Genomic DNA, 14,172 nt, shown 5'->3' with positions numbered 1-14,172 from the left:
GGTTGTTTGTGTCTTTGTTCGCGAAATAAAAGGCTTGCCGCACTTTTCTCGCTATGGTTGTTTGCTGAAAAACTGCAAATGGCGCAGAATCCAGAATTCCAATCCAAAAATTGCCACCAGGCCTAAACAGAATACGCCAAATGCGACCGGTGATTCTGTGCCGGGAATGCCTCCCACGTTAACACCAAGCAGGCCGGTTAAAAAGCTGGTGGGCAGGAAAATCGCCGCAATGACCGAGAACAGATAGGTGTTCTGGTTCATTTTCTCGGCATGATACTGGCGCAGCTCGCCTTTGATGATCTCCAGCTCACTTAGGTAAAAGTCCAGCGTTTCGTTGATGCGCGTGATGGTGTTGACGCTGTGACGCAGGCGTAAATGTTTGTTGCTGGCCAGCGGCACACTGGAATTCTGGTAATCATCGATGGCGTATTGCTGCGGCTTAATGAAGCGTTTGATTTTGAGCAGCGCTTTGTGCGTATTCATCAGCTCTTCGCTGAGCTCAGTTTCGTCATCGAATGCCGTGATCTTGTCTTCCACCAGATCCAGATAGCTGTCGATATTGCGGTTGAGGCCATCGACGATACCCAGTACCAGTTCCGCCAGACTCTTAGGACCGTTGCCTTCGAGTAGCGCATTGCGTAGCGTATTAATGGTTTTGGATGGAATTTTGCGGCTCGAAATCAGTGCGCCGTTGTAATACAGAATACGCACACTGAGCATGTCGGCCGGGTCGGCATTTTCGTTCAGGTTGACGCCACGCAGGATCAGCAAGAAGTTCTGATCATCGTACTGTTCAAACAACGGGCGAGTATCTTCGGCCAGCAAGCTATCGACAATCGAAGCCGGAATGGCGTTACTGACCAGCCATTCGCGCACACCGGCGGCGTCACGTTGGCAATGATACCAGTGGCCGGGCTCAATGTTTTGTGGTTTACCCTCAGGCTGAACGGCTTGATCTTCACTAAAACGCCAGTGATCGATGAGAAAATCCATAACTATCCTCTTATGCTAAAAAGCCAGGGGTTACCCTGGCTTTTAATTTTAGAATCCACGCATCTGAATGCGGCGTAAAAACTCGGTCATCACCCGGTCGTAAAGCAGATCGCCAAGGAAGGCGTCTTCGACATGGTGGTCAATGCTCGGGTTATCATTGACTTCGATAACATAAACTTGACCGTCAATCTCTTTTAAGTCAACACCATACAGACCACCTCCGATGAGGTTGGCCGCTTTGACCGCCACATCGACGACTTGCTTCGGCACCTGTTTCAAATCCAGCGTTTCGAAACCACCGGAGGAAACCCGGCCACTGCTGTGGTGCTGATAGATCTGCCAGTGACCACGGCTCATCATGTACTTGCAGGCGAAAATCGGCTGGTGGTTGAGTACACCAATACGCCAGTCGAAATCGGTCGGCATAAAGGCTTGCGCCAGGATCAGCACGCTTTTTTCAAACAGCGCGGTGGCTTCTTTTTCCAACTCCTGTTCGTTGCGCACTTTCACCACTCCGCGCGAGAAGGCGCCATCCGGAATCTTCAACACCATTGGAAACTCGAGGTGTTCCATCAGGTACGTTTTCCAGTTGGGATCATAGCCTTGTACGATGACGCTGTTAGGCGCTGGAACATTGTTGCGTTGCAACAACTCGGTCAGAAAGACTTTGTTGGTGCACTTCATGATTGACTCGGAATCATCCATCACCACCAGGCCCATCTTCTCGGCCGTTTTGGCAAAACGGTAGGTGAAGTTACTGATGTTGGTGGTGGCACGAATGAACAAGCCATCGAATTCGCCCAAACGTGACAAATCGTCTGGTGAGATGGTTTCTAGGTTCATACCCAAGCGGTTGGCTGCACGGCGAAAACGCTTCAGGGCAGAAGCATCTGACGGCGGCATTTTCTCTTCTTCATCCACCAGCATGGCGATGTCGTAACGGTATTTCTTCTCTTGCTTCGGTTTACGCCAGATTTTGTTCGAGAACTGTTCCAGCGATTCGATGAAGAAATCCTGTTCTTGATCGGCCAAATCCTGAAATGGGAAAGGTGCGATTTTGCTGATCTGCCAGTGACCTTGGAACTTGGTCATCGCCAGTTCAATCACGGGCACCATGAACTGTTCAAACAGACGACGAGCGAGTTTTTCCAGCCCTGGCTCCGGAGTGCGGCCAAAGTATATTTTGCAGTGAATCGACTCGGTGTGTTTGCACAGTTTGTTGAGTTTAACCAGACCGCTGGACAGTAAAAACGGCTGGTTGATGTCATTAATCGCCATCACACGAGGAATAACACGGTGACCACGAGCTTCCGCCATTAAAGAACAGTAATAGCCGGTACTCATGTAGTCGTAATCGCGACACAGGTTCACCACTTGCAGACTGCGGTGATTGTTTTTCCAATCGGCATCCAGGTACTGATCGACACTGATGACTTGTTCTGATGGGAAATATTGCTGCCAGTCACTGGCCTGGTCTGTCACGATTAAAAGGTTTGCCATAGTTAATTTTTTCCTATCACAATAGGTGTATTATAACCCTCTGACTTGAAGCCGCATTGTCGACTGCGCTTGTCTGCCCCATCACATAGTGAGCTATGCTCATGGGAACTCACTCGCTGTTCATCTGGCTGCAACGCCAAGTACTTTGGGTAAATTGAGTCGCAATCTTGCCAACCACTATCCTGTAAACCCAGTAAGGACATCGTATGGACTTTCGTCTTGCGAAAGGTGCTGATCTCACTGCGCTTAATGCGTTAGAACAACAGCTTTTTGATGGGGATAAAATTTCCCCGCGTCAAATGAAGCGTTTTTTACACTCCAACCAGGCGATTGTTTTCGTGGCAGACGCCGGTGAGGAACTGGCTGGATATGCATTGCTACTATTTCATCAAGGTACACAGCTATCAAGGTTGTATTCGATTGCCGTTAAACCCGATTTCAGAGGACGGAGGATTGCTCAGACATTAGTCGAGCAATGCGAGCGTGCCGCTCTTGATCAAGGCTCTACTACATTACGGCTAGAAGTACGTGAAGACAATATAGCAGCCATAAATTTATATGAAAAAATGGGCTATAAAACTTTGAAGCTGCTCATCCATTACTATGATGATTTATGTGATGGCCGTCGCATGCAGAAACGTTTAACACCCCATGGTCAAAAAGTTCAGCTACCGATGCCGCTGTACGTGCAAACCACACCATTTACCTGTGGTGCCGCGTGTCTGATGATGAGCTTTTCATATCTGGATGAAAGCTATGAACCGAGCCGGACGCAGGAGCTGCAACTGTGGCGTGAAGCGACCACCATTTTCATGGCGGCCGGCCATGGTGGTTGCAGTGGTCAAGGCTTGGCGCTTGCTGCGGCACGCCGGGGTTTTCATGTTGAGCTGTGGAACCAGTCGCGCAGTACGCCGTTTATCGACAGTGTGCGCGATCCGAATAAAAAGGCGGTCATTGAGCTGGTGCATCAGGATTTTTGCCGTCAACTGACCGACGAAGATGTAGAAATGATCGATGCGCCGCCAAGTCAGGCTCAGCTCGAAGAGTGGGTCGCTCAGGGATCGTGCGTGCTGCTGCTGATCAGTACCTACCGCTTTGACGGCAAGAAAGAGCCGCACTGGATCGTACTCAGCGGTATGAGCGACAAGTTCTTCTTTTTCCATGATCCGCACGCCGAATCGGAAGATCATGCGGTGGCGTCGGCCTATGTGCCGGTGGGCAAAAAAGCGCTGTCGCAGATCCTCGGTTTTGGCAAGCAAAAGCAAATTGCCTGTGTGGTGATCAGCCGTCGTGATTCACAATAGTTCTAGTGAGTCATAAATAACTAAAGGAGTCTTAATGACTCCTTTTTTGTTGTGTTTATTTGACTCGAAAACGAAAGGATTGTTTTTAATTTATTGATATTTAATGATTAATTTTCTGGCTCGGTTTATGCCTAGGTAAGTAAAACAACCTGAACTGGGGATAAGGAGTCAGAGTGTTAAATATCGTCGATAAGCGGGTTGAAGAACGTATTCCAGCTTGGTTGCGCTTGGGTTTCCGGCCATTCTTTTTATTGGGCAGCGTGTACGCGGTGATAGCCGTGGTGGCCTGGGTGTGGATGTTTCAACATGGTCAGCCGGACGCGCTGCGTGTGCCCGCGTTGTGGTGGCACGTACATGAGATGCTGTTTGGTTTTGCTATGGCGATCGTGGCCGGATTTCTGCTCACGGCCGTACAAAACTGGACCGGCATTCCCGGTACCAAAAGCACGCGCTTAGCACTGTTGGTAGCGCTGTGGTTGCTGGTACGCGTGCTGTTTTGGACGCCGATTCCTCTGTGGCTGACGTCGAGCATTGAAGCGCTGTTTCTGGTGCTGACGGCGTACGAAATTGGCATTCGTGTGGTGAAAGCCAAAGGCTGGCGTAATCTGTTTTTTGTCCCGCTGTTTGTTCTTGCGATTGCGGCCAACTTTGCCAGTTATGCCACCATCAAAGGCATGCCGCCGTTTTCTTCCTCTGCGGTGTGGCAGGCGATGTTGTGGTGGTTTACATTGCTGTTGTCAGTAATGGGCGGGCGGGTGATTCCCTTTTTCACTGCGCGCCGTTTTCAGTTTGACAAAGCAGGCTCTAAATTGTGGTTGGATGTGCTGGCCAACGGCCCGTTGGTTGCGCTGTTTGTGATCAGTTTCTTCCCGCTCGCTGAAGCGCAATTAGGCCAGCCGCTGATGCTGCTGGCAGGAGTAGCGCAACTGGTTCGCTGGCTGCGTTGGCAGCCGTGGCGCACGCTCAGTGAACCCTTAGTGTGGTCACTGCATACAGCTTACGCCTGTATTCCGCTCAGCTTGTTGGTGCGTGGCTTTGTCAGCAATCATTTCGTTTCGCACAATATGCTGCATCTGTTTGCGATTGGCGCGCTGGCAGGGCTGATTCTGGCAATGATCGCGCGTGTAACCATGGGCCATACCGGCCGTGCCATTTATCAGGGGCCGAACATGGTGCTGGCATTTTCTGCGCTGCTCTTGGCGGCGTTGGTGCGCAGTATTGGCGTTGCCTTCTGGCCAGTGCATATGATGTTATGGCTGAACCTTAGCGCCAGTTTGTGGGCGCTGGCATTTGGCCTGTTTGTGGCACGGTTTGGTGTTATGTTGCTGACACCAAGGGCGGACGGCCATCCCGGCTAAGCATAAGATGAAAAGAAAAAGCTGCGCAGGGCGCAGCTTTTGTGTTTCTGGGGTAGTCAGCGCTTACGCAAAGCGCGCCAGCACTTCATGCACTTTCGCGTTCATGTGCGCTTTTTCAGCGTCAGAGATGAAGCTCGCTTCAATTGCATTGAGGGTAAATTGGGCCAGTTCTCGGTGTGACATCGGGTGTGCGTTGGCCACCGCCATAAAGTTATCGGTCATGTAACCGCCGAAGTAGGCCGGATCATCAGAGTTGATGGTCACGCATAGCCCTTGGCGCAGCAGATCGACAATGTTGTGCTGCTCCATTTCAGTAAATACTTTGAGTTTCAGATTGGAGAGCGGGCAGACCGTCAGCGGCATTCGGGTCTGTTTCAGCTCCTGTACCAGAGCGGCATCTTCGACACAGCGCACGCCGTGATCGACGCGTTGTACACCAAGCAGATCAATCGCGTTGCGAATATTCAGTGCCGGCCCTTCTTCACCAGCATGCGCCACGGCAATAAAGCCCGCTTCGCGCGCCTGACGGAATACCTGCTGAAATTTTTCCGGCGGATGACCCTGTTCCGAAGAATCGAGACCGACACCGACAATCTTGTCTTTGTACGGCAATGCCTGTTGCAGAGTGAGCATGGCGTCGGCTTCGCTCAGATGGCGCAGGAAACACATGATGAGCTGGCTGGAGATGCCCAGTTCTTGTTGTCCTTTCTCCAGCGCCTGCGTAATGCCATTAATTACCGTTTCAAACGCGATGCCGCGCGCGGTGTGCGTTTGCAGATCGAAGAAAATTTCGGTGTGCATTACGTTGTCTTGTTGGCAACGCAGCAGGTAAGCCCAAGTGAGGTCGAAAAAGTCTTGCTCGTGGATCAGAACGTTGGCGCCTTGGTAGTAAATATCGAGGAAAGATTGCAGATTAGAAAACTGGTAGGCCGCACGCACTTCATCCGGGGAAGAAAAGGGAATCGCAATCTGGTTACGCTGGGCGAGGTCGAACATCAGTTCAGGCTCCAGCGACCCTTCAATGTGCAGGTGAAGTTCTACTTTCGGTAGTTGCTGAATAAATTCTTTCATATATTGGCTCTTAATCAAAAAGTTGAGATTAATCGCTTTTCACCTTGGGTGGTTTGGTTGGGCCATACAAAGAGAAAAGCGATCGTGCGCTTAACTCTTCGTAATCAGAATTTTACGGATTCTGGTAGAGACCCCCACACCCTATCAGTGGGGTTATACGAAGCAACAATGCTGATTTCCGCGTCTCGCCACTGACGAGTTCTCGTCGCCCGAGAGGCATTGAATTGCATGCGGAAATTCATTAAATGATAACCGAATCGAGCCAAAACGCCACTATTGAGCAGAAACCTTTTTCAACCCTCTGAATTTTGATAACAAAAAAGGCCAACCCAATAGCTGACCTTTTACCGTTATCCTTTTGAATTTTGCCGACGCATTCGTGGCAAGTTCATGGCTTTTCGCTGACTTAGTTGTTGCTGTGCAGTTCGCTGTTCAGTTCAACCGCAGATTTGTTCGCCAGACACTCAACCTGACCGGTCTGAGAGTTACGGCGGAACAGCAGGTCAGACACGCCAGCCAGATCGCGTGCTTTGATGATTTCCACTTCGTTGCCATCTTTATCTAGCATGCGTACTTTAGTACCGGCAGTCACGTACAGACCCGATTCCACAGTACAACGGTCGCCCAGCGGGAAGCCCAGACCTGAGTTGGCACCCAGCAGTGAGTTTTCACCGATAGACACCACGACTTTACCGCCGCCAGACAGAGTACCCATGATCGATGCGCCGCCGCCGATATCAGAACCGTTGCCCACCAGTACACCCGCAGAAATACGGCCTTCAACCATGCTCACGCCGGTTGTACCTGCGTTGAAGTTGATGAAACCTTCGTGCATCACGGTGGTGCCTTCACCCACGTGTGCGCCCAGACGAACGCGCGAGGTATCGGCGATACGAATGCCAGTTGGCACCACGTAGTCCACCATTTTCGGGAATTTGTCGACACAATCGACGCTCAGCGTACGACCAGCCAGACGAGCTTCGATTTGGCGCTCTGCCAGTTCAGGTAAGTCGATTGGGCCTTCGTTGGTCCAGGCGATGTTGTGCAGCAGACCAAAAATGCCATCCAGTACGGTGCCGTGAGGCTGAACCAGACGGTTTGAGATCAGTTGCAGTTTCAAAAAGCCTTCTGCCACGCTTTGTGGTTTGTCATCTGACGCCAGAATTACCAACACCAAAGGCTGGGCCGAAGCGGCTGCTTTTTCCGCAAACGCTGCGCTTGCCGCCTGATCGTTGGCCGCAAATACTTTGGCCAGCTCGGCACTTTGCGCTGCGGTGATTTCCAACGCTTGGTTGCCTTCGCTGTAGCCAGCCACTGCCGCCAAATCAGCAACCAGCTGATCGCTTGGGTTCAGAATCGGAGTCGGGAAGAATACTTCAATGATTTTTCCGTCGCGGTTTTTGGTTGCAGTACCAAAGCCCAGTGCAAAGTTCGCCATGTTGGTCTCCATTAAACGTTAAGCTTTAAAATTATTTCCTGATAGCGGCGAGTTGAGCGTCGTCGCTACCGCATAATGCGTTGAAATCATCATAGAGAGACTCTTTCGGAGAAGAAAGGGTAAAAAAAGGATCCGTCCGTAGAACGATACTTTTTGTCTTTTTGGAGACATATCTCTTTAGATGGAAGTAGGGTGTCAAACATACCCCAGTGCTGACCTGTCTGAACGACAGAGATAAAAAAACCGCTGCCTGAGCAGCGGCTTAGCGTCTAGTTAAGCTGCGTCATCAACCGCGTCTTCGGTTTTTACCGCTTTAGGCTTTTTTGGGGTCGGTTTACGTTTTGCGCCCAGAGCGTAAAGAATCTCTTCTTTGTTCTGTGCCAGGAACATTGCCAGCTCTTCCTGTTTCGCTTCGTCTTCGATCAGTTCACTTTTACCCAGTAGCTCGAACAGCTCATCTGCTGTGTCCAGCATTTTGTCATAAGCGTCAGCTTCGGCTTTCGAGGTAAAAGTCATTTTCTCTTCTCCGTTGCGTTCCACCACGTACTTAACGATGACAGCCATGGTTCATCCTCTACATTATTTTGCTAAAAAATTACTGGCTGTTTATACAGTTTTTAAACTCAAAAGTCCAGCCAGCGACGTCAAACTGAGAGCTGCCGCATCATGCTGGCCAGTCATGGCAGAATTCGATGAAACGCTTGAGCAGCGGGCTCTGATATTTCTCTTTATGCACCAGAACCCAAAAGCGACGCTTCATGTCGAGTGGCACATTGAGCACGTGCACGCGCCCGTCACGAATCGCGGTTTGCGCCGCAAGGCGCGACAGGCAGCCAAAGCCCAGCCCGGCGGAAACACTGTTGATCAGCGCTTCGGTGGTGTTGAGTTCAAACGCTTCGTGCCACTGCTCAATGCGCGGTGCCATCACGCGCAGGAAAAACTCTCGTGAGCCGGAACCGGCTTCGCGCAGCACCCATTCACTGTGCTCAAAGTCGCTGAGCACAATTTTGTCTTTGCTCGCCAGCGGATGATTCGGCGCGCACACGATGCACATTTCGTCCTGACTGAATTGAGTCGACATCAATTGCGGGTGCAGGGTTTTACCTTCAATCAGCGCAATATCGAGCTCGTAGTCGACCAGTTTCTGACAGATCAGCGCCGAGTTGGAAATAAACAGGCTTTGCGACTGATGCTGAAACTGGGCGCGAAAGGCGCTGAGTAAATAGGGCGCGACCTGATTGCCGATGGTGTCACTGGCGCCGATGCGCAGTTGGCCGGAAAGGGTTTGGTTATCTTCAAACAGGTGATCGAGATCTTTGGCGCGGCTGAGCAGTTCATCGGCCAACGGCAAGAGCTTTTGCCCTTCCTGATTGAGGATCAACCGGTTGTTGACCCGATCAAACAGCGCGTGCCCGAGTTGCTTCTCCAATTCCGAGAGCGCCATGCTGACCGCCGCTTTGGAGAGGAACAGCACCTCGGCCGCCGCCGTCAGGGTTTTGTGCTGCGTGATGGTGGTGAACACGCGCAACTGTTTGAGGGAAATATTGGATGCCATTTTCGTTAAGTTAGATTGAACGTCTGTTAGGAATAATTAGATATATTCAAACGTAGTGCAAGCGTATTATGCCCCCATTCCCGAATACGACGCGGTTGATGACCGGTTTCGTCGTGTTGTTGAAGTAACCGAGTGATGAGGTGGTTATGATTCGAACTGCGAAAAACAAAGTGATGGGCGCGCCAACTCCGATGGCGGGTTTGGCGCTCGGTATCGCCAGTTTGGGCTGGTGCTGGGAAAATGCCGCCGATTTGCATGGCGTCGGTCAATGGACTGGTGCGGCGCTGGCCAGCGTGCTGCTGCTGATCCTGACCGTTAAGTTTCTGTGCCACGGTCATCTATTGCGCCAAGATTTGGCCCATCCGGTGGTCGGTAGCGTGGTGCCCACTTATGCGATGGCGACCATGGTTGTCAGCCATTCCGTCGGCCAGTTTTTCCCCGTTGCAGGCAATGCATTGTGGCTGATGGCCGTGGTGCTGCATGTGATTTTTCTGGCGAGTTTTGTGTACCACCGCGCCAAAGCGTTCGAACTGCACCACATGGTGCCAAGCTGGTTTGTGCCGCCAGTGGGCATTATCGTCGCAGACGTCGCGTTTTCCGGTAACCCAGCGCTGGCTCCGATTGCTCATGGCGCGCTGCTGTTTGGCATGTTGGCTTACGCGGTGATGCTGCCGGTGATGATTTATCGCTTTATGTTCACCCAAGAAGTGCCGGATGCGGCTAAACCCACCATGGCAATTCTGGCCGCGCCAGCCAGCCTGTCGATGGCTGGTTATCTGACCGTAACCGCCACGCCATCGCCAGTGGTGATTGCGCTGCTGTTTGGAATTGCGGTGTTGATGACTGCGATCATCTACTTGGCGTTCACCCGCTTGCTGCGCTTGCCGTTTAGCCCGGGCTACGCCGCATTCACCTTTCCGATGGTGATTGGTGCCACTGCGCTGTTCAAAATGGCGCACTGGATGGAGAGTATCGGCATGGCGGAACATTACGTTCATCAAGTTCACGCGTTGGCGATGGTGGAACTGCTGGTCGCCACCATGGTGGTCAGTTACGTGGCGCTGCGTTATGTGATGTATTATCAGCCAGCGCCTCGAATTATGAGCAATGCGTAACCCTTTGCGCATCGAAAACCGCAAAATTGTCATTCCTCAAATGCACTTATGCTAATCTCAGTGGCTATGAAAGCTAGAGCAGCATGAGTGCATTGTGTTTACCGTTTACCACTCCAACAAAGTTGATACGCTGAAGATTCTGCTGGTGCATCTGATTAAAAACGATCCACTGGCCAATCCGTTTGAGAAAGAGCAGATTCTGGTACAAAGCCCGGGGATGTCGCAGTGGCTGAAAATGGCGCTGGCGCAAGAGCTCGGTGTCGCGGCCAATCTCGATTTTCCGCTGCCGGCAACCTTCATATGGGAGATGTTCACTCAGGTGTTGCCGAACGTGCCCAAACGCAGTGCCTTCAACAAAGAAGCGATGACCTGGAAACTGATGGAACTGCTGCCATCGCAGCTGGATCTGGATGTATTCGCGCCGCTGCGCCGCTATCTGCAAGACGATGCCGACCAGTCGAAGCTCTATCAACTGGCAGAAAAAATCGCCGATATTTTCGATGGTTACTTGGTGTATCGCCCCGACTGGATCGCCAGTTGGGAAGCGGGGGAAAGCGTGGCTGAAATCGATGGGGAGCACCCGTGGCAGCCGGTGTTGTGGAAAGCGCTCTACGACTACACGCTGGCGCAAGGCCAATCGCATTATCACCGTGCCAATCTCTACCAAAGCTTTATCGACGCCTTAGCGCACATCGACCTGACACACGATGAGGCGCTGCGCGCTGCGCTGCCAAAACGCCTGTTTATCTTTGGCATCTCGTCGCTACCCCCCCGTTATATGGACGCCCTTAAAGCGCTTGGCGAACACATTGACGTGCATCTGATGTTTACCAACCCATGTCAGCATTACTGGGGCGATATTCGCGACCGTAAATATCTGGCGCGGGTGGAAAGTCAGCGCCGCAAACAATTGGTTCTCCATCCCAATGCGGAGGCACAAACCTTCACGGTGGAGGGAGAAGTCTCGCCACTGAAAGGCGAGCTGGACGATTACGCGGGCGATGAACTGCACACCGCGCAAGCCGTCGGTAACAGCTTGTTGGCCTCGATGGGCAAACTCGGGCGCGATAACCTCTATTTGCTGGCGCAAAGCGACAACGAAGAGCATGAACTGTTTATTGATGTGCCGCGGGATTCGCTGCTGCATCAGTTGCAGGCCGACATTCTGCATCTGGAAGAGCATCAAGACGACACGCGGCTGGACAGCAGTGCGCATAAGCCAGCACTGCCTCACGGCGATCGCTCACTGACGCTGCATGCTTGCCACAGCCCGATGCGGGAAGTGGAAGTGCTGCACGACGAATTGCTGGCGATGTTTGACCGCGATCCGGAACTCAAACCGCGCGACATCATTGTGATGGTGGCCGACATCAACGCCTACAGCCCTTATATTCAGGCGGTGTTTGGTAACGCGCCGGGAGAACGTTTCATTCCGTATTCGATTTCCGACCGCACCGCCGATCAGGAAAGTCCGATTCTCAATGCGTTTATGCAGTTGGTCGCGTTGCCGCAATCACGCTGTCTGGCGTCGGAATTACTGGAACTTCTCGAAACGCCAGCGATGATGGCGCGCTTTGCGCTTGATGCGAGCGAATTTGACACCGCGAAACGCTGGGTTGAAGAGTCGGGGATTCGCTGGGGGCTCAACGACGCGACCGCGCAAGAGTTTGAGCTGCCGCAGACCCATCAGAACACCTGGCAGTTCGGCATTGCCCGCATGTTGCTGGGCTATGCGATGCCGTCATCGGTTGGTTTGTTTGAAGCGGGCGGTCACGCCATGGCACCGTACAACGAAGTGCAGGGCATGAGCGCGGAACTCGCTGGCAAACTGGCGCATTTCATCGACACCATCAGTGATTACCGTCAGCGCCTGGCGCAAACGCAGCCCATTGAGGCGTGGCGCGAGCTGCTGTCGTCGCTGCTTGATGACTGTTTCAGCGTCGATCTGGACGGCGAGATGGCGCTCAAATCGATTCGCGACACGCTCGCGGCGCTCAAAGAGCAGCTTGCCGACGCCGGATTCGACGACGCGATATCGCCCGCCATCATGAGTCAGTACCTGCACGACAAACTGTCCGGTACGCGCGTCAGTCAGCGTTTTCTCGCCGGTCAGGTCAACTTCTGTACCCTGATGCCGATGCGTTCGATTCCGTTTAACGTTGTCTGTCTGCTTGGGATGAACGATGGGGTTTACCCGCGTTCCATGCCGCCGGAAGGGTTTGATTTAATGAACGGCCGTACGCGTCCGGGCGATCGCTCGCGCCGCGATGACGACCGTTATCTGTTCCTCGAAGCGATGCTTTCCGCGCAGCACACCCTGTACATCAGTTACGTGGGCCGCTCGATTCAGGACAACACCGAGCGCGTGCCGTCAGTGCTGGTGACCGAATTGCTGGAATATTGCCAGCAGAACTATTGCTTGGCGGGCGATGAAGCGCTGCCGAGTGATGACTCTGGCGCGCACCTGATTGAACAGTTGCAGTTCACCCACGCCATGGTGCCCTTCAGCCCACAAGCGTTTTTGACCGATGTCGGCAGCTATGCCAAAGAGTGGCTGCCTGCCGCGCTGCGCCAAGGCACCGCGAGTGGCCCGTTCCATCGCGCGTTGGATGATTATCTACTCGATGCGGTTTATCCGTTGGAATTGGATCTGGTCGAGCTGCAACGTTTTTGGCGCTTACCGGTGCAATATTTCTTCAATCGCCGCCTGAAAGTGGTGTTTGAGCCGCCTTTGCCAGTGATGGAAGACGATGAGCCGTTCGCACTCGGTGGCCTTGCCAGCTATCAGCTGCGTGACGCGCTGTTGGACGGCTTGCTCAATGCTCCCTCGGCGCAGGCGCGTGATGAGGTGTTGGCGCAGTTCAACAAGCAGCAGCGCGCGCAAGGCAAACTGCCGGTCGGCGCGTTTGGTGAGCTGGAATTTGAAACCAACCGCGTGCAAGCCGAAGAGCTGGTCGAAAAAATCCAGTTTCTTTGTCAGGCGCCGCTTGATGATCTCGATGTCAACCTGACCCTCACGGCGCTCGGCCAGTCACGCCCGGTACGCTTGAGCGGCTGGCTGACGCGGCGTTATCAATCGGGGCTGGTGCGTTATCGCAGCGGCGCGATTCGATCGGAAGATATTCTGGCGGCGTGGATTGATCATCTGGCGGCCGCAGCATCAGGTGCCAACCTGACCACGCATGTGATTGGCTACGATCGCAAAGAAGGCGTGGTGCATCAGGTTCTGCCGCCACTCAGTAGTCATTCAAGTGAAAGCGCGGCTCTGGCAATGGCGCAACTGAACGAATTGGCGCGACTCTATTACCAAGGCATGACTGCGCCGCTGGCCTATTTCCCGAAAACAGCGTTGGCCGGTGTTGAAGCGGGATTCAGCCGCGGGCAATGGGTCGACGATGAAGAAAAATCGCTCAAGAAGATGGCTGAGACATTCAATGACGGTTTCATGACCAGCGGTGAAGGCAACAACCATTACATCGCGCGTTTGTGGCCGCAATGGACGGACGAATTGGCGCATCAGGTGCGTGTGTTGGCGAGTTTGGTCTTACAGGCACCGCGTTTACAGTTGCGCGATTACGCCGACCACATCTCAATCGAGAAGGCTAGTCAGGAATGATGGTTAGCATCGAATGTTGGGAAGCATCGAATGTAGGGAATAAAGTAGAGTGGCCGCCAGAAAATCATTATTGGTGTAGGGCGTTCGCTGTACGGCCACAGGTCAGAGGGACCATGATTCGGTAGATGGCAAGCTGGGCTTGCATCAATGGGGTGCAGTGTAATGATCCAATATGGTGCGCGCTGTGAGTCCGATCCCATAACCTTCTGCCTGGGCAAGTTT

10 protein-coding genes and 1 riboswitch are annotated in these 14,172 nt (G+C 52.8%); of the genes, 4 read left to right on the top strand and 6 right to left on the bottom strand.

Going from position 1 to position 14,172, the window contains the following annotated elements; genetic code table 11:
- Positions 1–51 precede the first annotated feature (51 nt).
- Complete coding sequence (locus JIG40_RS16835; protein WP_199465688.1) at positions 52–993, bottom strand: zinc transporter ZntB; 942 nt, start codon at positions 991–993, stop codon at positions 52–54.
- Positions 994–1,041: 48 nt separating this feature from the next.
- Positions 1,042–2,493 carry a RimK family protein gene (locus JIG40_RS16830; protein ID WP_020330581.1) on the bottom strand — a complete coding sequence of 484 codons (1,452 nt, stop codon included), beginning with the start codon at positions 2,491–2,493 and terminating at the stop codon, positions 1,042–1,044.
- A 206-nt stretch (positions 2,494–2,699) separates the two neighbouring features.
- Here JIG40_RS16830 and JIG40_RS16825 point away from each other — a divergent pair, with 206 nt between their 5' ends.
- Both JIG40_RS16825 and JIG40_RS16820 read left to right on the top strand, forming a co-directional pair.
- Positions 2,700–3,797 (top strand): GNAT family N-acetyltransferase/peptidase C39 family protein, encoded by a 1,098-nt coding sequence (locus tag JIG40_RS16825; protein WP_032081751.1) that lies wholly within the window; start codon positions 2,700–2,702, stop codon positions 3,795–3,797.
- Between the two features lie 173 nt (positions 3,798–3,970).
- The gene (locus tag JIG40_RS16820; protein ID WP_199465687.1) at positions 3,971–5,155 is read left to right on the top strand and encodes an NnrS family protein; all 1,185 of its coding nucleotides are present in this window, start codon (positions 3,971–3,973) and stop codon (positions 5,153–5,155) included.
- A 63-nt stretch (positions 5,156–5,218) separates the two neighbouring features.
- On the opposite strand, the gene JIG40_RS16815 is transcribed toward JIG40_RS16820, so the two are convergent.
- The 4 genes from JIG40_RS16815 to JIG40_RS16800 all read right to left on the bottom strand — a co-directional run bounded on the left by JIG40_RS16815 (position 5,219) and on the right by JIG40_RS16800 (position 9,219).
- On the bottom strand, positions 5,219–6,226 hold the full coding sequence (locus JIG40_RS16815; protein ID WP_199465686.1) for an adenosine deaminase: 1,008 nt from the start codon (positions 6,224–6,226) through the stop codon (positions 5,219–5,221).
- An 81-nt stretch (positions 6,227–6,307) separates the two neighbouring features.
- A riboswitch (purine riboswitch) is annotated at positions 6,308–6,407 on the bottom strand.
- A 225-nt stretch (positions 6,408–6,632) separates the two neighbouring features.
- Complete coding sequence (gene dapD, locus JIG40_RS16810) at positions 6,633–7,664, bottom strand: 2,3,4,5-tetrahydropyridine-2,6-dicarboxylate N-succinyltransferase (RefSeq protein WP_020429831.1); 1,032 nt, start codon at positions 7,662–7,664, stop codon at positions 6,633–6,635.
- Positions 7,665–7,937: 273 nt separating this feature from the next.
- Positions 7,938–8,228 carry a YebG family protein gene (locus tag JIG40_RS16805; protein WP_004729512.1) on the bottom strand — a complete coding sequence of 97 codons (291 nt, stop codon included), beginning with the start codon at positions 8,226–8,228 and terminating at the stop codon, positions 7,938–7,940.
- A 100-nt stretch (positions 8,229–8,328) separates the two neighbouring features.
- Positions 8,329–9,219 (bottom strand): LysR family transcriptional regulator, encoded by an 891-nt coding sequence (locus JIG40_RS16800; RefSeq protein WP_020330587.1) that lies wholly within the window; start codon positions 9,217–9,219, stop codon positions 8,329–8,331.
- A gap of 146 nt (positions 9,220–9,365) precedes the next feature.
- On the opposite strand from JIG40_RS16800, the gene JIG40_RS16795 reads away from it, so the two are divergent.
- The gene (locus JIG40_RS16795; RefSeq protein WP_199465685.1) at positions 9,366–10,334 is read left to right on the top strand and encodes a TDT family transporter; all 969 of its coding nucleotides are present in this window, start codon (positions 9,366–9,368) and stop codon (positions 10,332–10,334) included.
- A gap of 94 nt (positions 10,335–10,428) precedes the next feature.
- Entirely contained in the window at positions 10,429–13,950 is a 3,522-nt protein-coding gene (gene recC / locus JIG40_RS16790; protein ID WP_199465684.1) for an exodeoxyribonuclease V subunit gamma, read from the top strand.
- Positions 13,951–14,172: the final 222 nt, after the last annotated feature.

Origin of the sequence: Vibrio sp. bablab_jr001 (genome assembly GCF_016464285.1) — a bacterium.
GTDB classification, from domain to species: domain Bacteria; phylum Pseudomonadota; class Gammaproteobacteria; order Enterobacterales; family Vibrionaceae; genus Vibrio; species Vibrio fluvialis.
Note: the sequence above shows the minus strand (reverse complement) of the source record. Positions and strands in the feature narration are given on the sequence as shown.

What these genes read in the sequence shown, in the direction of transcription:
- JIG40_RS16835 (WP_199465688.1), bottom strand. Translation starts at nt 993, where the DNA reads ATGGATTTTCTCATCGATCACTGGCGTTTTAGTGAAGATCAAGCCGTT.
- JIG40_RS16830 (WP_020330581.1), bottom strand. Translation starts at nt 2,493, where the DNA reads ATGGCAAACCTTTTAATCGTGACAGACCAGGCCAGTGACTGGCAGCAA.
- JIG40_RS16825 (WP_032081751.1), top strand. Translation starts at nt 2,700, where the DNA reads ATGGACTTTCGTCTTGCGAAAGGTGCTGATCTCACTGCGCTTAATGCG.
- JIG40_RS16815 (WP_199465686.1), bottom strand. Translation starts at nt 6,226, where the DNA reads ATGAAAGAATTTATTCAGCAACTACCGAAAGTAGAACTTCACCTGCAC.
- dapD (WP_020429831.1), bottom strand. Translation starts at nt 7,664, where the DNA reads ATGGCGAACTTTGCACTGGGCTTTGGTACTGCAACCAAAAACCGCGAC.
- JIG40_RS16805 (WP_004729512.1), bottom strand. Translation starts at nt 8,228, where the DNA reads ATGGCTGTCATCGTTAAGTACGTGGTGGAACGCAACGGAGAAGAGAAA.
- JIG40_RS16800 (WP_020330587.1), bottom strand. Translation starts at nt 9,219, where the DNA reads ATGGCATCCAATATTTCCCTCAAACAGTTGCGCGTGTTCACCACCATC.
- JIG40_RS16795 (WP_199465685.1), top strand. Translation starts at nt 9,366, where the DNA reads ATGATTCGAACTGCGAAAAACAAAGTGATGGGCGCGCCAACTCCGATG.